Below are 20,706 nucleotides of genomic sequence, written 5' to 3'. Positions count from 1 at the left end.
CCTCATGGGTGGAGCACTCCTAGCACTGTGAGGACCGCGAATAGGAGCGTCATCGCGGCCTCTCCGACCATGAGTCCAGCTGCCACTGGAAGCACCTTCTCGGTTATGAACTCGTGGCCCTTCTTCCTCTTGGCTATCTCGTGGACGATACAGCCCAGTCCGTAGGGGAGGATGTAGAGCATCGGCAGGTACATTGACAGGCCGACGAGGACGCCGAGTCCCGGTATTCCGCTCATGGAGAGGGCGAAGCCGAGTATTCCTCCGGCGATGAACTTGTCAACCGGAACGTTGCCTCCGAGGATGGCCTCGACCATGGACTTGAGGGCCATGGCCTGCGGTGCCGGGACGGTCTCGTTTCCTATTCCGTAGGCCTTCCAGATGAGGCCAACGACGGTGAGGGCTATTATCGGCCCTATCCAGGCGGTGAGGAGCTCAACCTTCTGCTGCCTGGAGGGAATACCGCCAACGAGGTGGCCGGTCTTGAGATCCTGCATCATGTCGGCCGCACCGGAGATGGCGACACCGACGGTAGCGCCGAGAAGTATGGTCAGCGGTACCTGCTTGCCGGTAAGGTAGAGGAGTATCATGACCGACACGAGGGAGAGACCTGAAACCGGGCTCCAGTCGGTCATTCCGGTGGACATGGCGACGAGCAGGGCCGCCACGAATATCCAGGCGACGCCGATGAGGGCCGTAAGCAGGCTCCTGCCGATGCCGAGGTTGCCGAGCTGGTAGGTGGTAATGAGGAGCAGCAGGAATGCAAGGGCTATTCCGGCGTAGAGGTACTTTATCGGGAGCTCCTCGTTCCTGCCGGTTCCGAGCTTGCTCGCGTTGGCTATGCTCTTAAGGGCGACTATGATGACGGGCATCGAGAGTATCAGCCCGGCTATCGAGCCGCCGAGGAGCATTCCGATACCGAGCGGCCTGGTCATGTTGGCGTAGACGAAGCCGCTGACGGCACCGCCGGTGACGTCGCTCGGGAGCCAGCCGAGGGCCTTAACTATGGGCGTGATGATGTAGTAGGAGAGTATTCCACCGGCGAGGACTATGAGACCGTTCCTTCCGGTGATGAGACCCATTCCAAAGACCATCAGCGAGAGGGCCATGGCAAAGCTGACCCACTCAGGAAGGTGGAGCATGGCGCCGAGGTCGATGTACTCGGGGATTATCTCCGGAAGGCCGAGAACCGGGAACTGCTGGATAAGGTAGACGGTTGCACTGACGGCCATGCCTAGGAAGAGCAGCCTGGCCTTCTCGATTCCGCTTCCGGGGGTCTTCAGGACGGTGGCAACGGCCGTTCCCGTCGGGAAGCGAAGCCTGTCAATCTCGATCATCTGCTTCCTCAGCGGAATTATAAAGGTGATTCCAAGTATCGCTCCGGCCGCGGTGGCGAGGAAGAAGTAGGTCGTGTTTATCTCCTCGTGGAGGCCCATAATGTAGAGCGCCGGGATGGTAAAGATGACTCCCGAGACCGAGATGTTGACGGCAGAGGCTATGGTCTGGACGATGTTGTTCTCGACGACGGTTCCCTTCTTGAGGATTCCCCTCAGAACTCCCCAGCCAACTATAGCTGCTATCGCCGAACCGCCTGAGGTGAAGCCCATTATCATTCCAGCGTATGTGAAGCTGGCCGCCATGAAGGCACCCCAGATGACGCCGAGAATTATTGCCGCTGGAGTCACCTCACGGTAAGTTTCGTCGGAATCCCTACGCTTCCAGTTTGCTTCTCCCAACTTCCAGTTGGCATCGGCCATCTCTCAACCCCCTGTACAGTTGTGAGCATTCATGTCCATGTTTCTTGGGAATGTGCATTCCTGGGAGATTGGCCTGTTTGATAATATAAAGTTTTTCAGCCCTGTAAATGCCAAGAACGCGGATTTAAAACCAAAGACGAGTCAAAACAGACTTTTATGCAGTTTTCAGTATCAGCATGAATAAAAATTCATCAAGAAGATGAACAAATGGGCACTAACGCACATTACGACACTGGCATCTCGAAAAAACCTTGATTACCGGTGGGATGATACGAACGATGATATGTTGAATGTCATATTTTGAAAGAGGTTTAGGAAAAATCCACAGCAAGCCGAACGGAACTCGAACCTACGGGGACATTGAGAGCCTTGCACTGACGGTTCCGGTTTCGTTTCCGGGGTTGGATATGATCAGATACCACCTGCCCGAGGAGACCCGCAGCCTTGTGCTCACGTTCCGGGTCATTCCGAAGTCCTTCAGAACATCCCCTCCCTCAGACACCAGCTTCACATGAACGGGTATCTCCGAAACGACCTCCACCTCCAGGGTCCCCGGTCCTTCCGTGGAGAGGGCTATCTCCCCCCGGCACCTATGGTCTCGCTGAGGCGGATCGAGTGTCCCCCCACGTCTCGAAAAACACAGCCGGAACCCATGAGCCCAAGTGCTATTACCAGGAAGATAAATACACGCACAGGCCTCATGGTCATGTCCCCCCGGCCCTCAGGCTCACGTCAATGACCGCGGTCTCGTTGCCCGGATTGCTCACCGCGACCTTCCATACGCCCTTGGGAAGCTCAACTACATCGTTCACCTCCTTAACGGTCCCGAAGTCCCTCAGCACGGTTCCGTCGGAGGAGACCACTTTCACCTCGACGGGGACGCTGGAGCTTATCTCAACCGTCAGGTTCGCCGGGCCTTTGAAGGGCCATTCCCTGGTTTCCCCAGGCGGAACGCTCTTCCCCCGGGCATAAACGAAGTTGTTGTCCAGGCAGGCGGCGCTGAAAACCACCAGGGCCAGGAGGAGAACCACCAGCGAACGGAGCGGCTTCATAGCACCACCACAAATAGTTAAAAAACAAAAACTTAAAAAAGTTTCTCAGCACAGTATCGATTCCTCGGCCAGAACATCCTCCTCCAGAGTGCCGATGCCCTCTATCCAGGCCTCAACCTTATCGCCGTGCCTCAGCGGGCCGACTCCGGCTGGAGTCCCCGTCGCTATTATGTCGCCGGGTTCGAGTGTCATTATGTTTGAGACGTACTCGATTATCTCGGGGACCTTGAATATCATCTCACTCGTCTTGGCGAGCTGTCTTATTTCGCCGTTGACCTTTAGGCCTATCTCCAGGTCTTCGATGTTAAGCTCGCGCTTATCAACAGCCCTCGGACCGATTGGAGCGAAGGTGTCGAAGCCCTTTGAGACGGTCCAGGGAAGGCCTTTCCTCTTTGCTTCCCACTGCAAGTCACGGGCGGTTATGTCCATCAGGATTGTATAGCCCAAGACGTAGTCCATGGCCTTTTCCATTGGGATTCCCCTGCCCCGCTTTCCGATTACCACGGCAAGCTCGACCTCATGGTCAACATGCTTGCTTCTCCTCGGCAGAATTATCGCCTGTCCGGGCCCTATGAGAGAACTCGGCGGCTTGAGGAAGATTACTGGCTCCTTTGGAATTTCATGGCCAAGCTCCTCGGCATGAGCCGCGTAGTTCCTTCCAAGGCAGATTATCTTGCTGGGCCTGACTTCGTAAAAGCCGTCGCGGAAGGGGAGGCGGATCATTTTGGCAACACCATGTAAAGTTCGGGGCTTCGGTTATAAACCGCTCGCGAGAAAGGTAATAAACCACTTTGCCCAAACATTCACCGGTGAAACCCATGAAGCTCGTCGTCCTCAAGGAGAGGGGGAGCACGTTTGTCCTCGTTTTCCTGGTGATTTTCATAGTGCTCTTCACGGTGCCCCTGATATACATGCTCATCAACGTTCCCGAGGGAAGGGTGTTCCTAGTGGGGTTCTTCATCTTCTTCCTGCTGTTGATGTCCCTCGGGGCCTACGCCCTGCTCAAAACGCGGAGGGAATACCGGCGCGCCGAGAACTTCGCGAGTCTGGTCAGTTTCTCAGAGTCGGGGATAGCTTTTCCAGAGGAACTTGAATTCGAGACCGGAACGCTCGAGATGAAGGGCTACTGGGTCGGGAGCGGAAGGAATCGGAGCTATCACGTGGAGAGAAAGTTCATCGCAGAGAAGCGGGACAGGGCGTCAGGGGTTTCGTTTCCCAGGGCGGGTTTCAAAGTGGCCGTTTCACCGGACGGCACGGGCTTTGTTAGGGCTCCAGCGGTTCGTATAACCGACGAGCTTTACAAGAACATCCTGCTGCTCTTCTTCACCGACGAGGGAGAGGTCAGGGGAAGCGGCACGGTGGCGGTTGCCACGGAGAGCGATTCGGCCCAGATAAACTTCAGGGGGGACGGAAAGTTCATCGCCGGAACGGTCTATTCCACCCTGGCCAAGGCGAGGCGCGTAAAGGTCGCCCTCAGCGTGGATGGCTTTGAATACGAGAAGATAATCGAAGAAGGGCAGAGCTTCGAGTTCAGGGAGAGAATGCTCCCGGAGGAGAAGGTCATAATGGTCGGCTCCTACAACACGGTGAGCCCAAGACTCCTTGCAGGGAAGATTTGGAGAGGAACGGTGGTTCTCGGCCACGGCGAGTTCATAATCCGGGGAATTCTGGACATACGGCTGAGGCCGGACGTTAAGGCTGAGGAGACCTTCAGAGTAGAGCTGGAGGAAGAAGCCGAGGAAGAAAAGGAGTTCGAGGAGGGGTGGGGGTTCACCTGAGAGGCTCAGGAATCGCCCTATCCCACTGCTCCCTTGCCAGCTCACCGGTGTACTTGAACTTCTCTACCTTCTTTTCCGCCTCTTTGCGCTTCTTCTGGTGCTCCTTCAGGAAGGCCTGAACCCTCCCAATCAGCTCGCGCTTGCACTGGCCGCAGAGCAGCTCACCGCTCTTGCAGGCGTGGTAGCGCTCCATGAGCTTCTTGTCGTCCGGCTCGAAGAATATCTCGAACCACTTGAAGACGACGCACTTCTCAGGCTGACCGCCCTTCTCGCGCTGCTCCTTCGCCGTCGCCCTCCCGCCGGTGAGGGCGTACTTCCATATTTTCTTGCCAGCCTCTTCTGGGTCATCGGTGAGGTAGACGGCAGTTTCGGGCTTGCTGGCGCTCATCTTGCCCTCAAGGCCCATCAATCCCGGAACGAACTTGGAGTGAATTGCGGCTGTCTTGTAGTAGCCGAGGCTCTCGGCGAAGTCCCTCTGCAGCCTCCAGTAGGGGTCCTGGTCTATGGCAGCAGGAATCAGGCAGCGCTTCCTCTCGAAGAAGGTCGGAGCGGCCTGTATGGCCGGGTAGAAGATCATTCCAATCTTGCTCTGCTCGGTGAAGCCGAACACGGCTTTCGCCATCGAGTAGTTTATCTTCTTCGCTATCGGGATTGCCATCTCGTATATCTTGGTGAACTCGCTGTCCTGGAAGATGAACGTTTTATCCGGGTCGAAGCCGACCGCTATGATGTCCAGTATGTTGTCGTAGGCCCATCTCTTGGTATCGTCGAAGGTGAGCTTCTCCTTGAAGAGGAACTTCTCGTCGTCGGTTATCTGGATGTAGAGGTTCACGCCAAACTTCTCCTGGAGCCATTTGGTAGCGAAGAAGGGAATGATGTGGCCTATGTGCATCGGCCCGCTCGGGCCCCTGCCGGTGTAGAGGAAGAAGCCCTTTCCGGACTCGTAATCGGCCAGCACCTTGTCGTAGTCCCTGTGGGAGAAGAAGAACCTCCTCCTGAAGTACATCGGCAGCTCGCTCCTCGTAAGCTCCGCGGTCTTCTCAAGCAGCTCGTCCGTCAGAGGACTCGTTCCGAACTCCTCTATAAGCTTCGCGTAGTCCACCATTCCTTCAACGTCCCATGGGGTGACCTTAAACTCGTCCATTCAAAACACCTCCATTTCCAGTGGAAACGAAACCCAGGGCTAAGCCGGGGCAGAAGAGGAAGGCTTCACCAAGGCCAAAAGCAATCACCAGGCATGGGAAGAGAAAGGAAGGAAGGGGATTTAAAGTTTTCCATTCTCCCTCAGCCACTCGCCGTACTTGACGAGGGCATAAACGGCATCAACGCCGTCTTCAACTGTCTCGTAGACGGGGACGCCCTTGAGCTCGATGTTCCTAGCCATTTTGTGCGGGTAAGCTCCACCAGGGGCCACGAAGACTATCGGCTTGCCGTAAGCTTGCATTCTCTCCATGGCCTCGACGATTCCCTCGTCCAAAGCTGGGCTCTGGAAGAGCGCTATGACCACGAGGACGTCGACGTTCGGGTCTTCGAGGGCATAGCGCATGGCTATCTCGTACCTGCTCGACGGGGCGTCGCCTATGACGTCTATCGGGTTTCTGTAGCTCATGTGGTGCGGGAGCTTGCCTTCCTCGATGTCTTTCCTAAAGCGTTCGTTGGTCTCTTCGCTCAGCTCGGCGAGCTTCATTCCCCTCTCAAGCAGACCGTCGCTCATCATAACTCCCGCTCCACCGCCGTTGGTGACTATCGCCACGCGGTTCCCTTTGGCCGGCTTCTGCATCGCCAAGGCTTTGGCGTAGTTGAAGAGCTGGCGCATGCTCTTGGCCGAGAGAACACCGGTCTGCTCGAAGGCGGCCTCGTATATCTTGTATGACCCCGCGAGGGAACCAGTGTGGGAAGCGGCGGCCTTCGCTCCGGCCTCGGTCCTGCCGGCCTTGAGGATTATGATGGGCTTCTTGAGCGTGACCTCCTTAGCAACGTTGAAGAACTTCCTCCCGTCCTTGACGCCCTCGATGTAGCCGGTGATAACTCCTGTCTTCTCGTCCTCGCCGAGGTACGCTATGAAGTCGCTCTCGTCGAGGTCGGCCATGTTGCCGAGGCTGATGAACTTGCTCATTCCTATCTTGTGGCTGGCCGCCCAGTCGAGGATTGCCGCGCCGAAGGCACCGCTCTGGCTCATGAAGGCAACCTTTCCAAAGGGCGGCCTGGCCTGTCTCTCCGGCGGGTTGAAGTTGCAGTCAAAGCCGTTCTCAAGGTTGGTGACGCCGAGACAGTTGGGGCCAACAACCCTTATACCCCATTTCCTTGCGCGCTTCACGAGTTCCTCTTCAAGCTCGGCCCTTCCGGCCTCCTTGAAGCCGGCGGAGATGACGACGGCACCCTTAACGCCCTTCTCGCCGCACTCATCAATAACGTCAGGGACAAACTTGGCAGGGACAGCTATTACCGCAACATCGACCTCGTCCGGAACGTCCTTGATGCTCCTGTAAACTGGGAACTTCCTTCCGTTGACCTCTATCTCGCCGCCCTTGACGTTGACTGCGTAGACCTTTCCGCTGAAGTTGAGGGTTATGGAACGCATTATGGCGTTTCCAACCTTTCCGGGGACGTTCGATGCCCCGATGACAGCGACACTCCTCGGGTAAAACAGGAAATCGAGCCTTGGAGCCTCCATCTTGTCCACCTCCGAAGGTTTTTCGGGAGCCCATATTTAAGCCTTCCTCCACAGATGGGTACATCCAGTAACTGGATATTTTGTCCAGCAACGGCTCCAATGAACCATAACCTTTACATATATAAACCTACCGAAGAAAGCAAAAGGGTTATATGCCATAACGTTAAAAGAAGCGTTAGAACGTTTAAATTGGGTGGTGGAAATGGCGAAGGTCAAGGTCATAACAGATCCGGAAGTTATAAAGCTGATGCTTGAGGACACGAGGAGGAAGATACTCGGACTGCTCCGCAACAAGGAGATGACCATATCTCAGCTGAGCGAGATACTTGGAAAGACGCCCCAAACGATATACCACCACATAGAGAAGCTCAAGGAAGCTGGTCTGGTAGAGGTCAAGAGAACGGAGATGAAGGGCAACCTGGTGGAGAAGTACTACGGAAGAACGGCCGATGCATTCTACATCAACATGTACCTCGGGGACGAGGAGCTCCGCTACTTCGCCCGTTCAAGGCTCAAGATAAAGCTGGAGATATTCAAGGCCCTTGGCTACGAGTTCGATGGTGAGGAACTCCTCGACGTCATGGACAGCCTCCTGGCAAAGGAGCACGAGTACAAAACCGAGATATCAAAGGAAATAGAGGCCAACGAAGAGGCCCTCAAGGACTTCTCCAACGAGGACATAATTCACGCCATCGAGTGGCTGGCCATGGCAAGGATGGGCCGCGACGAGGAGACCATAAAGCTCCTGAAGAAGCTGGGAGAAATACTTAAAAAATGACGCCGAAAGGAGAAGCGATGGGACATGGCGAAGGGTATACGACTTCTAGTGCTGGACGTGCTCAAGCCGCACCAGCCGATGGTGACGGAGCTGGCGCTCGGACTCAGCGAGCTTGAGGGCGTTGATGGGGTCAACATAACCCTCGTGGAGATAGACAAGGAAACCGAGAACGTCAAGATAACCATGGTGGGCGACAACCTCGACTACGACGAGATAGTCAGGACCATCGAGGAGTTCGGGGGCGTGGTGCACAGCATAGACATGGTCGCGGCCGGAAAGAAGATTGTCGAAGAGGGCGAGACTCCCCAGGACAAGCTGGAGGAGTACTGAGTGAAGGAAGTCTTAATAATAACCGAGCCTGAAAGAGTTAGAGTACTCTCCGATGAAACCCGCTTTAAAATTCTTCAACTGCTTAGGGAGCACCCCATGACGATCAATGAACTCAGCGACGCCACCGGGAAGGACAGAACAACGATATACAGGCACGTAAAGATTCTGGAGAACGCTGGCCTCGTGGAAGAGCTTGAAGTTCACGGGAACGAGCGAGTTTACGCGAGAAGTGCCAGACTGTTCCTCATAAAGGCAGACCCGGATGAAAGCGTCGAGGAGTTCCGGCAGGCCTACCTCCAGGTGGAGGCCGAAAAGCTAGTTCGTGTCCTGGAAAAGGCTGGGTTCAAGATAGGGGACAGGAATAAGCTCAAAAAGCTGGCCAAAGAAGTCCTGAACGAGATAGAGCTAAACTCCCAGCCAATAATCAAGAGAATATCTCAGGCAAACATAGACCTGACCGAGATAGAGCTCTTTCATCTCCTCAACATGCTGGTCTTCCTCCAGAGCTGCGAGCTGTGTGAGAAGGCAGAGATGGCAAAGAGGCTGATTGAGTTTTAGGCTATTCTTTTACTCCCCAGATATGAAACATGACGTTTCATTTTTAGCCCAGGTTACAGTGAACAATTACGGACTCCAATGTACATTAACGACAAAGCTTAAATATTTCACCTTCGGTGATATATTATGATCACCCGGTGGTGATTGCCATGGCTAGGAAAGGGTTGGTTGCCATCCTAGTACTGCTGGTTCTTGTCAGTGTCTCCGCGGTTCCAGTCAAAGCAGAGACCCTCGAAAACGGCGGCGTCATAATGCAGGCCTTCTACTGGGACGTCCCCGGGGGAGGGGTATGGTGGGACACGATAGCGCAGAAGATACCCGACTGGGCGAGCGCAGGAATTTCGGCAATATGGATTCCCCCCGCGAGCAAGGGCATGAGCGGCGGCTACTCCATGGGGTACGACCCCTATGATTTCTTCGACCTCGGCGAGTACGACCAAAAAGGAACCGTCGAGACCCGCTTCGGCTCCAAGGCCGAGCTGGTGAACATGATAAACACGGCCCACGCATACAACATGAAGGTCATAGCCGACATAGTCATCAACCACCGCGCCGGTGGAGACCTCGAGTGGAACCCCTTCGTGAACGACTACACCCGGACCGACTTCTCCAAGGTCGCCTCCGGCAAGTACACCGCCAACTACCTCGACTTCCACCCGAACGAGGTCAAGTGCTGCGACGAGGGGACCTTCGGGGACTATCCGGACATCGCCCACGAGAAGAGCTGGGACCAGTACTGGCTCTGGGCCAGCCAGGAGAGCTACGCCGCCTACCTCAGGAGCATCGGCGTTGATGCCTGGCGCTTCGACTACGTGAAGGGCTACGGCGCTTGGGTGGTCAAGGACTGGCTCAGCTGGTGGGGCGGCTGGGCGGTAGGAGAGTACTGGGACACCAACGTCGATGCCCTCCTGAGCTGGGCCTACGACAGCGGCGCCAAGGTCTTCGACTTCCCGCTCTACTACAAGATGGACGAGGCCTTCGACAATCAGAACATTCCCGCGCTGGTAGATGCCCTCAGGAACGGTGGAACGGTTGTGAGCCGCGACCCATTCAAGGCCGTTACCTTCGTCGCCAACCACGACACCGACATAATCTGGAACAAGTATCCTGCCTACGCCTTCATCCTCACCTACGAGGGACAGCCGACAATATTCTACCGCGATTATGAAGAGTGGCTCAACAAGGACAGGCTCAAGAACCTCATCTGGATACACGACCACCTCGCGGGAGGGAGCACCGACATAGTCTACTACGACAGCGACGAGCTGATCTTTGTCAGAAACGGCTACGGGGACAAGCCAGGACTGATAACCTACATCAACCTCGGCTCAAGCAAAGCCGGAAGGTGGGTCTACGTTCCGAAGTTCGCCGGCTCCTGCATACACGAGTACACCGGCAACCTCGGGGGCTGGGTTGACAAGTACGTCTCCTCCAGCGGCTGGGTCTACCTCGAGGCCCCGGCCCATGACCCGGCCAACGGCTACTACGGCTACTCCGTCTGGAGCTACTGTGGGGTGGGCTAAAGGTTGTGCCATACCTATTCTTTTATATAAATCCAGTAACTTTGTTTCGAAAGTTTGTTACGGATTCTTGTTACACAAATTAAATATAAGATGCAATACTATAAACTTTTGCCAGTACATTGGGCAAATACCACAACATAAAAATTCGAGGGGGCTTATATTATGGGAAAACTGTCGTTGACGCTTGCGATTGTGCTGGTCATGGTAGCCGGAATTCTGGGTGGAGCCGGTACCTTTGCAGTATTCTCTGACACAGAAACAAGTTCGGGCAATGTTATGGCAGCCGGAACTTTGGACCTTAAAGTATGGAACGGAAGCCACTGGACGGATTCTCCAAACGTAATACATTTTGAAGTCTCCAACATGAAACCCGGAGACGTGAAGATATGGAAATTTATACTCAAAAACAACGGTACTTTGCCCGGAAATCTCTCATTCAAGTTCTTTGACATAGTCAGTTACGAGAATGGCCTTATTGAACCAGAGATAGAGAACGGAGATGTCGAAGGAGAACAGGTAACAGAATGGTACACATACTACAAATATTCTTCAGATTATGGGGACGGAGAGCTCTGGGATCAGCTCTCGATATATATCTACGAGGATGACGGCAATGGAAACTTGGATTGGTGGGACCGCACAATACTTGGAGCATATCTTACAGATTATTCTGAGTACTACTCAATAAAGAATAACACAGAAATTCCGACAGGTATTACACTAAATCCCGGGGAGAACGTGACAATCTTCATAAAAATAAAATTCAAAGGTGAGGGCACGATTCTGGGATATACCGAAAACTGGACAGATTACGGCATAAACATCAACGACGTCGCCATGAGCGACAGTGTGGAGTTTAACATTGAATTTAGGCTTACGCAAACTGACTGATTTTTTGTTATATTTTTGACACTCCCAAGATATATTTTATATTAAAACTCCATCACCCACCTGACCGCGTGCGGGACTTTTTCCGCAACCTCCAGTGCGGTGAAGTTCTCACCGAGCTCTTCCTTCACCATGTCCCCTGCAAGGCCGTTGAGAAAGGCTCCAGCGGAAGCGGCCCTTAACGGTGCGTTGCCGAGGGCGAGTAGAGCGCCGACGAGGCCCGCCAAGACGTCCCCGGTCCCGCCGGTGGTCATGCCCCTGTTGCCCGTCCGGTTGTACTTCCATGCCGTTCCATCGCTGATGATGTCGTAGGCACCTTTGAGCAGGATAACGCCGCCAATTTCTCTTGCCTTTGCCCTCACGAGCTCTGCTTTTTCCTGGAAGGAACCCTCGGGCTTCACGCCAAAGAGAACCCCGAACTCACCGGTGTGAGGTGTGAGAATGAAGGTCTTGCCCTTGAGAACGCTCAAGTCTCCGGCTATGGCCTTCAGGCCGTCGGCGTCTATGACCAAAGGCTTTTCGCAGTGCTTTACAAATTCCCTGACGAACTCCTTCGTCTCCTCCGCGAGACCGATTCCCGGGCCGATGACGACGGCGTCAGCCTTTTCAGCCATGCTCAGGAGTTCTTCAACGTGCCCCGGCGAGAAATTCTTCCCTTCGATCGGCCTGATGATCAGGTCGGGGTCGGCTATGCGCCTCGCCGGATACTCGGGCATGGCCAGGTAAACCAAATCCACGAGATAAGATGCCGCCTTTGCCGCCAAATAGGGCGCGCCGTAATAGTCCCCGCTGCCACCTATGATGAGCAGTTTGCCGTTCTGACCCTTGTGCTCGCCCTTCTTCCTTAAAGCGAACTTCGCATCACCGGGACCGACGAGGTGGTAGAGCTCCTTCGGATAGCCTATCTTAACCACAACGCGCTCGAAGCCCCCATACTCCTCCTTATCCCACTGGAAGGTTACCGCGAAGTCGGCCTTAACTTGAACCTGTGAAGGATAGCCGCTCGGCAGGTCAACGCTGACTATCTTGGCCTTTCCGGCGTACTCGTTTATCTTCTCGATGGCCGAGCGGATCGGCTCGCGCGGCTCGCCCTTTGTGCCGGCTCCAAGGAGGGCGTCAACGATGACGTCAAAACCGCTGAGGTCAAGGCTCCTGATGTATGTAGAGTCCTTGAGAACCCGGATTTTCACGAAGTCCAGGCCTTTGAGTATCTCCCAGTTGTGCCTCGCCTCCTCGCTCCTTATCTTGACTTCGTCCCCAACCAGGAAGAGGGTAACGTCGTTGTCGAAGCTGAGATGCCGGGCAGCAACGAAGCCATCGCCGCCGTTATTGCCGGTTCCGGAGAAGACGGCTATCTTGAGTCCTTTCCCAAACCTCTCCTCAATCACCCTTGCAACGCCAGCCCCTGCGTTCTCCATGAGCTGGTGAGGAGTTATGCCGAGCCACTTGGCGTTGATATCCCAGATGTAAACGTCCTCGATTCTCACGGGCACCACCGGAAAGACTTCGGGTTTAATGGTTAAGGGGTTTTCGTGAGAGGCGCACTAAAGACAGAGCCAGGAAGGAAAGGAAGATCGCCACGTTTAGCTCCTCTCCAAGCGGGAGTCCAAGGATGAACCTGGCAAAGAGCAAATCCGGAAGAAGAACCAATACGGCGTAGGCACCGTACCCCCTCAGCCACAGGAGAGGCGAGAGTAATCCCAGGCCGAGGAGAGCGTAGGAGAGAACAAGGCAGAAGGAGAGGAAGGCTCCAGCGTAGGCTGCCCCACATATCCAGCGGAAGTAAAGGAGGTAACTAACGGCAGAAACAAGAAAAATCAAGAGAACGATGGAATAGAAAACGAGGACGAATGAATTCCATATTGATCCAGAAGGGGAAACTTCGTCAGCGCATACGAAGGATAACAGACCGGAGGAAAGCAGACCCACCAGTGCCAGGGCTTTGACACTCAGAACCCAGCTCCACGAGGCAAAGAGGGTGATTCCAAAATACAGCGAGGCGAGGAGAAGGGATGTTCTCACCCTCCCGGCCTTTGAAAGGGCCAAAGCCACAGTCCCGAGGAAGAACATTCCAAGGGAGAAAACCCTGCAAGGAGTACCGTAGAAAACCGTTCCAAAGAACGGACACTCGCCCATGCCGTAATTCGCAAAGTAGCCAACTTCGAAGTAAAGAAGAAGCAGGAATGGCAGGAACCTCAGGCCTTTAGCTTTCATTTCCTTTCCCACCGTAGGAGGAATACCATACAAAGGATATGAACAGCACTGTGACCACGAAAGCCACCACAAGCATGTCAACACTATTTATAGCTGGGGTCTCAGTCCAGTGACTTACAGAACAGAGATTGGTTGAGACACAGGCCAGTTTTCTAATGGCATAGTAGAGGATTAGAAAACCCGAAACGAACATCAACGCAAACCCAAGCGCGAGCTTCCTGATGAGTTCTTCACATGCCATGGAGGATCCCATCAACTTCAACCTTGTGAAGTTATATACTTTCCCATCGCAGAACGTGGTATGATGCCTACCGCAATCCCATGACTTCAAGGGGCACCCCATAGGTTTCTTCCGAGTACAGCACGAGGTAGACCTTCTCGACGCTCCTCGTTTCCCGCGAGAACTCTTCTACCGTCTCCCTGAACGTCCTCACGACCTCCTCAAGCGGACAGCCGTAGATGCCGGCGCTTATTGCCGGAAAGGCTATGGTTTTGACACCGAGCTCGTCGGCCTTTCTCAGTGCGCCGAGGATGGCTTTCCTGAGCTTCTCTTTCCTCTCGCCGTCCCAGACTCCGCCGCAATAGGGACCAACGGTATGGATGACGTACCTGATTCCGTATTGCTCCAGCCTCAACGCCGGTGTTACAACGACCTCGCCGTGTTCTATTGAGCTTTTTCCGAGCTGCTCGCGCATGGCCTCCTTGCTTATCCTGATGTACTCGGCAACGTTTCCAGCGGCGGCCCTGGCTATCACGTAGGCGACACCACCGCCGTGCTCAAGGTATTTGTTGGCGGCGTTGACTATGGCCTCGGCAGGGAAGCGGGTGATGTCCCCGCGGACGATCTCAAAGGACAGCATCACAATCACCGTCCAACCGATTACTCACGACAGATTTTAACGGTTGCGCGAGTTATTACTCTGGAAACTTTTTATGACGTACAACTTAAAACAGTAACAGTTAAATATGGGCAAAACCCATGAACGATGGTGGTGGAATGAGGGCTTTTGAGGCACTGGGGGAAACCCTTACGGCGATATCAAAAGACAAAAAGCTGTGGAGGTATCCAGTCATAGCATTGGGGATGGCCAGGGTACTTATTAGCCTATCCGACCACGTTCTCAACCGGAACATCTGGATCGCAATTCTCATCGCCCTGTCGAGTCTCCTGCTCCAGCTCACGGTGGTGTACTATCCCACCAGGGCCTTCTACTACCACCAAAAGAAGACACCCTTCGAGGAGTCGGCCCTCGTGATGGAATCGATAACCGGGGGAATAAAGGTTCTCCTGGTGAGCATTGTTTACGGACTTGTAGTCCTCATAGTCGGCGGGCTCTTCCTCCTTCCAGCGATACTGGCGTACTACATCCTCTCAGGAACGGCGAGGTATGTCCTGGCGGGACTCCTTGGCCTGCCCCCGGCGATCCTCCTTATGGGAGTAATCGCCATGATGATTCCTGCGTACGTATGGACCAGGGATTTCGGAGAGGGGTTGGGGGTTATAGGTGTCGCGCTGGACAACGCCAAAGAGGTCTTCGTCTTTGGAGCCCTAATGGCAGCGGTGAGTGTTGGCCTCTGGGGAGCAGCACAAGGGCTTGTTTTCATCGCATCTCTCGTTGCAGAGGGCATCACCGGAGCCCTGCTCGCGGGTCTGCTCGACGGATTAATAACGGGCCTGTCAAGCGTAATCTCCGGTGTCGCCGGGGCGGCCATGTACCGGAAGCTCAGGGTATGGGTGGAAAAGGAAAGACCTGTCCGGGTCGATCCCGACTGGCTGGCGAGCCTCTGAGCTAAGCCAGCTTTTCTATCGTTTTTTCAGCCTCATCAATTATCTTCTCCTCGTCAAGGGTGAGAACTTCACGATCCAGCATCAGAATCTTTCCATCGACTATCGTCGTCTCCACGTCACTGCCGCTGGCCGAGTAAACGAGGTGACTGATTACATTGTTGATAGGCCTCAGGTGGGGCCGGTTAAAGTCCACAATGACTATATCAGCCAGATAGCCCTCCTTTATCACACCGGCCTTGAGGCGTAGTGCCTTTGCACCGTTGAGGGTTGCCATCCTGAATACCGTCTTTGAATCGGCAACCGTCGGGTCGAGGTTGTGAACCTTGTGGAGTAAAGCCGCCAGCTTCATCTCGTCGAGCATGTCGAGGTTGTTGTTGCTTGCACTCCCATCGGTGCCGAGGCCGACGTTTACGCCCGCATTGAGGAGCCTCTGGAGGGGCATAACACCGCTCGCGAGCTTCATGTTGCTGGCCGGGTTATGAGCCACTGTAACCCCGTTCCTTGCGAGAATCTGAATGTCCCTGCTGTCGAGCCAGACGCCGTGCGCTATTATCACGTCGTTTCCAAGGAAGCCGACCTCATCGAGCAGAACGACGGGGCTCTTGCCGTAGCGCTCGGTTATCTGGCCTATCTCAGCCATCGTCTCGCTGACGTGAATCGTTATCAGCTTCCCGTGCTCGTTTGCCAGCTTCCTTACTTCCTTCAGCAGAGCAATCGAGCAGGTGTAGGGAGCGTGGGGGCCGAAGACGAAGTGAACGCGCTCCGAGTTGAGCTTCTCGATGAACTCCATTGTGTGGAGGGCTTCCTTTATTTCCTTCCCAGTCTTCTCGGGGTCGCCAAGGTCTATCATTCCATAGGAAAGGTAGCCCCTCAGCCCCGACTCCTCGACGACCTCGGCAACCGCGTCCATGAAGAAGTACATGTCGAGGAAGGCCGTTGTCCCGGTCTTTATCATCTCCAGCGCTCCGAGGTAGGCCCCAACCTTGGTATACTCGCGAGTTAGCTTCGCCTCCCTCGGCCAGATGTGGTTCTGGAGCCAGTCCATGAGGGGTAAATCGTCAGCCAGGCCGCGGAAGAGGCCCATCGGCGAGTGTGTGTGAAGGTTTATGAAGCCGGGAGAAACGACTTTTCCCTTGGCGTCGATGACCGTGTCAGCGGCCTCGTTTATTTCCTTAGCAACCTTGACAACGCGGTTTCCCTCGATGAGGACATCAGCCTTTACCACTTCAAAGTTCTCGCCGTAGATAACGTGACCGTTCTTGATGAGAATGCTCATGAGCATCACCCCATTTTAAAGGGTTGTGTTTCCGGTGGAAGTTAAAAAGGTGTCGGAGAAGAGAAAAGCCTCAAATGGGAACCCAGAGGCTCCAGGAGTATGGGTCGAACTCGTTGTAGTGGTCCCAGATGCTCGCGTAGCCGCTCTCGACGAGCCACTCATTGACATTCAGGGCGTAGCCATAGTACCAGAATGGAAGGTAAACCACCGCGACCACGCGGCCGTAGCGGTCGGTTTCATAGATGTCATCGACGTCGAGGTAGACGTAGCGGCCGTACGTATCGAGGAGCCACTCCAAAGCTGCCTTCGATTCCTTGCCCTCATCGGTGTATATCTCGGGCGTGTTTATGTCGGCGAAGCGGACCTTGAAAGTTTCTCCAGCTTTGTAGCCGTAGTAGGAGTGGAACCACACGGTGTCGCCATCGACCACCTTGGTAACGTATCCGTAGGCCTGGAACTCGTAGGCGCTGGCAACGGGTAACAGGAGGGCAGATAGCATGGCGAGAACAAAGAGCATCCTTCGGGTCACGGCACTCACCGAAGACGGTAGGTAGTGGGACTTTTAAAATTTACTAAAAGAAGTCAAAAGCATAGGAAACAGAAAACAAAAATAACATTTCTACGTCACTCAGACGAACATGCTCTTCAGCACGTCGGCGCAGCCGCACTTCCTCTCCTCTGGAATCCTCGGGATGGCCTTTCTGAGGAGCTCCTGGACTTTGTAGTTGTTCTCGGCCATAACGCGGAGGACTTCCTGCGCATCAACCGGCTTGTCGGCCCAGACGTCGTAGTCGGTGACGGTCGCTATGTTGGCGTAGCACATGCCCATCTCGCGCGCGAGGTTTATCTCGGGGACGAGGGTCATTCCTATTATGTGGGCGTACTGCCTGAACATGAAGCTCTCGGCCCTCGTTGAGAACCTCGGGCCCTCGATGCAGACGTAGGTACCCTTCTCGTGAACCGGGAAGCCGAGCTCCTTGGCCGTCTCGTAGAAAATCTTCCTCATCTCCGGGCAGAAGGGGTCGGCCATGCTCACGTGGGCAACCCTCGGGCCGTTGTAGAAGGTGTAGTCCCTCTTCTTGGTGAAGTCTATGAACTGGTCGGTTATGACGATGTCGCCCGGCCTGTATTCCTCGCGGAGCGAGCCGACGGCGGTAACGCCTATAATCCTTTCAACACCGAGCTCCTTGAGCGCCCAGATGTTGGCCCTGTAGGGAACCTCGTGGGGTGGAAACTCGTGGTGCTTGCCGTGGCGCGGTATGAAAGCTACCTCAACGCCCCCTATCTCCCCGATTTCCACTGGAGCCGAAGGCCTGCCGTAGGGGGTGTGAACCTTGACCGTCTCCTTCGGCTCGAAGACTCCGTAGACTCCAGAACCGCCTATTATCCCAATCCTCGGCATGGTCATCACCGTGTTAAATGCTCGCTCCACTCATATAAGGGTTGCCGTTCCAGTGGAAATGGAGCCGCTATCCACGCCCCTGGGAGATCAAGAGCAGGCTTAACAGCAGCAGTGACCCGTACCAGAGAACAAGCCACGGCATGAAAACGAGCGCCGTGGAAAGGTAAACCCCACCCAGGAAAACGCTTGGGAACTCAAGGAAAAGAGTAATGACCACGTAGGCCGTTAGGAGGGGCTTTAAAGGCAGGTGATTGCCGGCAACGCCGGTGGTAATTTCCCAAAGGGCCATAAGGACTATGTACCCCCACCACGCGACGGCCGGCAGTTTTTCAAAGATCCAGAAGTTGTACATAACCGTCAGAAAGAGCGGGTAAGCGAAGGCAAAGACCCTAAGGAAAAGTCTCAAAAGGAAGAGAAGGCGAATAGAGTACCTCATATCTCACCACCCCCAGAATAACAGTGCCCCCAGTTGGTAAAGGCACGACGAATAACATCACACGGCATGAAGGGAAGGGTCGGGCGCTCCATGGTTTCACCACGAGAGTTTTTGAGTTCTTGGGATAAAAGCTCTTCTGATATGGGATATAGGCGTACTGACATCTTCCCGCCCTGAAGGGCAAGGCTTGAGGAGAGAAAAAGTCAAACTTCGAAGAAGAGGGTGTGTAAGTCCCCCACAAATTAAGGATCTCCATGAAAGAGTATAACGGCCTTTTCAGGAGGAGTAGCATCGGCTCTGATTTCAATAGCCACTCTAGATGAACGGGCAAAACTTTAATAACCTTTGGGAACTAAATATTTCGGGGGGTGGTGTGATGGAGAACGGAAAGCCTGTCAAGCTGGTCTTACCGGAGATAAAGAATCCCATATTCATCGAGGGCTACCCGGGGATAGGCCTGGTAGGTCACATAGCGGCGAACTTTCTGGCCAAAGAGCTTGAAATGGAGATGATAGGCTACGTGGAGAGCCCCTTCATCCCGCCGATGGCACTCATTCTCGAAGGAAAGCCCAACCCGCCACTGCGCTTCTACGGAAAGGACAACATTATACTGGCCGTGGCAGACATATACGTGCCCCCAACGCTGGTAAGCGAGATAGCAAAGGAACTCGTGAGGTACCTCAAGGAGATGGGTGCCGGCAAGGTGGTATCCCTCGGCGGCATAGGCATAGGCCTCTTCAAGGAGAAGATGGACGTCTGGGGGGTCGGAGCCAGGGACGAGCTGAACAGGGAGCTTGAAAACCTGGGAGTGAAAATCCTCCAGTACGGCTCGATAATGGGGATGAGCGGAAAGCTCCTCTGGGAGGCCAGCAGGGAAGGGCTGGACGCCTACGTTCTCCTTGGAGAGACCTTCGGGGACAGGCCGGATCCGAGGGCTGCTGCAAACGTCATAGAGGTTCTGAAGAAGCTGACACCGATAGAGGTCTCAACGGAGCCCCTGCTCAAGGAGGCGGAGATGATAGAGGCCCAGCTGAGGAAGATGCATGAGCAGATGGAGCAGGCAAGGAGAAAGGCAGAGAAGCAGTACGAGAGCATATACCTGTGAGGTGATAACATGGAGGCGATAACCCTCGCCGGAATCGCGAGACGGGTTCTTGACGAGCTTTTAAGGAGCCCCTACAAGACTCTGGAGCTAAGGAGCGCGAGAAACGTCATCGCCCTGGAAAGGGCGCGCGAGCTCGGAAGGGTCTTCCTAACCTACGAAACCTATCAGGATGTTACCATCGGCACAGAGGGCCTGCTCGCGGAGATACTGAGGCTTGAGAGCATGGAGCAGAGGATTCCATGGGAGGAGAGCGACGAGAGGGAGATGACTGTGTGCAGGGCACAGGTGAGGCTCCTCGGCCTCGGCAGAATAGTTGAAGTGAAGAAGAGGAACACGGTGCTGGTCGTCAGGGTCAGGGAGATGCTTCCACAGGAGATGGACATAGGCTAAAACAGCGTTTTCTGTCTGCCCTTCCCTGGCTTTTCCCTCTTCGGTGGCTGAACCTTCCTGAACTCAAGGCCCTCCTTTTCAAGGAGTTTTTTGGCACCAGAGGTCAGGGACGGGGCAACGAGTATTCCCCTCACGTCTCCGTGCTCCCTGGTCAAGGCTTCAACGTAGCGCTTCAGCTGGCTCACGGCGTGAAGGTCGGCCTTCCTGCGCTTCAGCTCAAGGACGACGAGGTTACCATCCCTGTCGCGGCCGAGAATGTCAACTATGCCGTGGCCAATCTGCTTCTCCCGGAAAAGGGGCTTGAAGCCGGGTTCGATCAGCTCGGGATTATTGAATATCATCTCCGCCATCTCGGCCTCACTGCCGGTTAAAGCAAGCTCCTCGTAGTCCTCCGCCCGGAACATTGAAACGAGGTAAACCTCCTCAAGCTCGACCTCAAGTACCTCCTTCGGCTTCCTCCTCACGGAACGGAGAATTACCACCCCATCCCTTTCTTCGACGGTCACGAAGCTCCCCGGCGGCTGCCAGTTCACGGGCTCCCTCTTCCTGCTCTGGTGAATGAGAAAGGCACCGTCGGGCTTGATTATTATAACCCTGTCCCCGGAGCCGAGCTCGCTCTTCGCCCGGCCGTCGTAGTGAACTTTACAGCGGGCGAATATGGTCAGCATCGCCTCCGACGAGAGGGCGGAGTCGACTATCCTCAGAAGCTCATCGCGGGAGGGACTCTGAACGGCTTCAATTTTCGACATGAAATGGGGT

At 54.7% G+C, this 20,706-nt stretch carries 24 protein-coding genes; 9 read left to right on the top strand and 15 right to left on the bottom strand.

What is annotated here, in order from left to right; translation table 11 throughout:
• Positions 1 to 2: 2 nt before the first annotated feature.
• The 4 genes from E3E37_RS07125 to E3E37_RS07110 all read right to left on the bottom strand — a co-directional run bounded on the left by E3E37_RS07125 (position 3) and on the right by E3E37_RS07110 (position 3,529).
• Positions 3 to 1,754: an OPT family oligopeptide transporter gene (locus tag E3E37_RS07125; RefSeq protein WP_167716054.1), complete on the bottom strand. Its 1,752-nt coding sequence runs from the start codon at positions 1,752 to 1,754 to the stop codon at positions 3 to 5.
• A 349-nt stretch (positions 1,755 to 2,103) separates the two neighbouring features.
• Positions 2,104 to 2,295 carry a hypothetical protein gene (locus E3E37_RS07120; protein WP_167716052.1) on the bottom strand — a complete coding sequence of 64 codons (192 nt, stop codon included), beginning with the start codon at positions 2,293 to 2,295 and terminating at the stop codon, positions 2,104 to 2,106.
• Between the two features lie 163 nt (positions 2,296 to 2,458).
• Positions 2,459 to 2,806 carry a hypothetical protein gene (locus tag E3E37_RS07115; RefSeq protein WP_088865528.1) on the bottom strand — a complete coding sequence of 116 codons (348 nt, stop codon included), beginning with the start codon at positions 2,804 to 2,806 and terminating at the stop codon, positions 2,459 to 2,461.
• A gap of 45 nt (positions 2,807 to 2,851) precedes the next feature.
• Entirely contained in the window at positions 2,852 to 3,529 is a 678-nt protein-coding gene (locus E3E37_RS07110) for a fumarylacetoacetate hydrolase family protein (protein WP_167716050.1), read from the bottom strand.
• A 95-nt stretch (positions 3,530 to 3,624) separates the two neighbouring features.
• Here E3E37_RS07110 and E3E37_RS07105 point away from each other — a divergent pair, with 95 nt between their 5' ends.
• The gene (locus E3E37_RS07105; protein ID WP_167716394.1) at positions 3,625 to 4,584 is read left to right on the top strand and encodes a hypothetical protein; all 960 of its coding nucleotides are present in this window, start codon (positions 3,625 to 3,627) and stop codon (positions 4,582 to 4,584) included.
• On the opposite strand, the gene E3E37_RS07100 is transcribed toward E3E37_RS07105, so the two are convergent.
• Both E3E37_RS07100 and E3E37_RS07095 read right to left on the bottom strand, forming a co-directional pair.
• The gene (locus tag E3E37_RS07100; protein WP_167716048.1) at positions 4,577 to 5,728 is read right to left on the bottom strand and encodes a tryptophan--tRNA ligase; all 1,152 of its coding nucleotides are present in this window, start codon (positions 5,726 to 5,728) and stop codon (positions 4,577 to 4,579) included. The genes E3E37_RS07105 and E3E37_RS07100 overlap by 8 nt on opposite strands.
• 120 nt (positions 5,729 to 5,848) lie before the next feature.
• Complete coding sequence (locus tag E3E37_RS07095) at positions 5,849 to 7,258, bottom strand: acetate--CoA ligase family protein (RefSeq protein ID WP_088865523.1); 1,410 nt, start codon at positions 7,256 to 7,258, stop codon at positions 5,849 to 5,851.
• Positions 7,259 to 7,460: 202 nt separating this feature from the next.
• Between E3E37_RS07095 and E3E37_RS07090 the strand changes: the two genes are divergently transcribed.
• The 5 genes from E3E37_RS07090 to E3E37_RS07070 all read left to right on the top strand — a co-directional run bounded on the left by E3E37_RS07090 (position 7,461) and on the right by E3E37_RS07070 (position 11,338).
• A complete protein-coding gene (locus E3E37_RS07090; protein ID WP_088865522.1) occupies positions 7,461 to 8,036 on the top strand; it encodes a winged helix-turn-helix domain-containing protein in 576 nt (191 codons plus the stop codon).
• A 24-nt stretch (positions 8,037 to 8,060) separates the two neighbouring features.
• The gene (locus tag E3E37_RS07085) at positions 8,061 to 8,366 is read left to right on the top strand and encodes a DUF211 domain-containing protein (RefSeq protein WP_014788876.1); all 306 of its coding nucleotides are present in this window, start codon (positions 8,061 to 8,063) and stop codon (positions 8,364 to 8,366) included.
• A complete protein-coding gene (locus E3E37_RS07080; protein WP_167716046.1) occupies positions 8,367 to 8,924 on the top strand; it encodes a winged helix-turn-helix domain-containing protein in 558 nt (185 codons plus the stop codon).
• A gap of 149 nt (positions 8,925 to 9,073) precedes the next feature.
• A complete protein-coding gene (locus E3E37_RS07075; protein ID WP_167716044.1) occupies positions 9,074 to 10,447 on the top strand; it encodes an alpha-amylase in 1,374 nt (457 codons plus the stop codon).
• A gap of 162 nt (positions 10,448 to 10,609) precedes the next feature.
• Complete coding sequence (locus E3E37_RS07070; protein WP_167716042.1) at positions 10,610 to 11,338, top strand: TasA family protein; 729 nt, start codon at positions 10,610 to 10,612, stop codon at positions 11,336 to 11,338.
• Between the two features lie 41 nt (positions 11,339 to 11,379).
• On the opposite strand, the gene E3E37_RS07065 is transcribed toward E3E37_RS07070, so the two are convergent.
• From E3E37_RS07065 to E3E37_RS07050, 4 genes are read right to left on the bottom strand one after another with little or no spacing between them, the layout of a single operon-like run.
• Entirely contained in the window at positions 11,380 to 12,822 is a 1,443-nt protein-coding gene (locus tag E3E37_RS07065; protein WP_167716392.1) for an NAD(P)H-hydrate dehydratase, read from the bottom strand.
• A gap of 25 nt (positions 12,823 to 12,847) precedes the next feature.
• Positions 12,848 to 13,549 carry a hypothetical protein gene (locus E3E37_RS07060; protein WP_167716040.1) on the bottom strand — a complete coding sequence of 234 codons (702 nt, stop codon included), beginning with the start codon at positions 13,547 to 13,549 and terminating at the stop codon, positions 12,848 to 12,850.
• On the bottom strand, positions 13,539 to 13,802 hold the full coding sequence (locus E3E37_RS07055; RefSeq protein ID WP_167716038.1) for a hypothetical protein: 264 nt from the start codon (positions 13,800 to 13,802) through the stop codon (positions 13,539 to 13,541). Before E3E37_RS07055 ends, E3E37_RS07060 begins: the two co-directional genes overlap by 11 nt.
• 55 nt (positions 13,803 to 13,857) lie before the next feature.
• Positions 13,858 to 14,409 (bottom strand): [protein ADP-ribosylglutamate] hydrolase, encoded by a 552-nt coding sequence (locus tag E3E37_RS07050; protein WP_167716391.1) that lies wholly within the window; start codon positions 14,407 to 14,409, stop codon positions 13,858 to 13,860.
• A 137-nt stretch (positions 14,410 to 14,546) separates the two neighbouring features.
• Here E3E37_RS07050 and E3E37_RS07045 point away from each other — a divergent pair, with 137 nt between their 5' ends.
• Positions 14,547 to 15,338 carry a hypothetical protein gene (locus tag E3E37_RS07045; RefSeq protein WP_167716037.1) on the top strand — a complete coding sequence of 264 codons (792 nt, stop codon included), beginning with the start codon at positions 14,547 to 14,549 and terminating at the stop codon, positions 15,336 to 15,338.
• Between the two features lies 1 nt (position 15,339).
• Here E3E37_RS07045 and E3E37_RS07040 read toward each other — a convergent pair whose 3' ends face one another.
• The 4 genes from E3E37_RS07040 to E3E37_RS07025 all read right to left on the bottom strand — a co-directional run bounded on the left by E3E37_RS07040 (position 15,340) and on the right by E3E37_RS07025 (position 18,452).
• Complete coding sequence (locus tag E3E37_RS07040; protein WP_167716388.1) at positions 15,340 to 16,614, bottom strand: amidohydrolase family protein; 1,275 nt, start codon at positions 16,612 to 16,614, stop codon at positions 15,340 to 15,342.
• Between the two features lie 70 nt (positions 16,615 to 16,684).
• A complete protein-coding gene (locus E3E37_RS07035; RefSeq protein ID WP_371731693.1) occupies positions 16,685 to 17,152 on the bottom strand; it encodes a thermonuclease family protein in 468 nt (155 codons plus the stop codon).
• A gap of 90 nt (positions 17,153 to 17,242) precedes the next feature.
• Entirely contained in the window at positions 17,243 to 18,016 is a 774-nt protein-coding gene (locus E3E37_RS07030; protein ID WP_167716384.1) for an S-methyl-5'-thioadenosine phosphorylase, read from the bottom strand.
• Positions 18,017 to 18,083: 67 nt separating this feature from the next.
• Complete coding sequence (locus E3E37_RS07025; protein ID WP_167716035.1) at positions 18,084 to 18,452, bottom strand: hypothetical protein; 369 nt, start codon at positions 18,450 to 18,452, stop codon at positions 18,084 to 18,086.
• Positions 18,453 to 18,828: 376 nt separating this feature from the next.
• Here E3E37_RS07025 and E3E37_RS07020 point away from each other — a divergent pair, with 376 nt between their 5' ends.
• Together E3E37_RS07020 and E3E37_RS07015 are read left to right on the top strand one after the other, a co-directional pair.
• On the top strand, positions 18,829 to 19,557 hold the full coding sequence (locus E3E37_RS07020) for a proteasome assembly chaperone family protein (RefSeq protein WP_088865509.1): 729 nt from the start codon (positions 18,829 to 18,831) through the stop codon (positions 19,555 to 19,557).
• A 9-nt stretch (positions 19,558 to 19,566) separates the two neighbouring features.
• Positions 19,567 to 19,947 (top strand): DUF473 domain-containing protein, encoded by a 381-nt coding sequence (locus E3E37_RS07015; protein ID WP_088865508.1) that lies wholly within the window; start codon positions 19,567 to 19,569, stop codon positions 19,945 to 19,947.
• On the opposite strand, the gene nucS is transcribed toward E3E37_RS07015, so the two are convergent.
• Positions 19,944 to 20,696, bottom strand: a complete 753-nt coding sequence (nucS, locus tag E3E37_RS07010; protein ID WP_088865507.1) for an endonuclease NucS — start codon at positions 20,694 to 20,696, stop codon at positions 19,944 to 19,946. The two genes, E3E37_RS07015 and nucS, sit on opposite strands and share 4 nt — an antisense overlap.
• Between the last annotated feature and the right edge of the window lie 10 nt (positions 20,697 to 20,706).

The sequence above is a fragment of the Thermococcus sp. ES12 genome (assembly GCF_012027515.1).
GTDB classification, from domain to species: Archaea; Methanobacteriota_B; Thermococci; order Thermococcales; family Thermococcaceae; genus Thermococcus; species Thermococcus barossii.
This window is presented reverse-complemented; position numbering and strand designations above follow the sequence as displayed.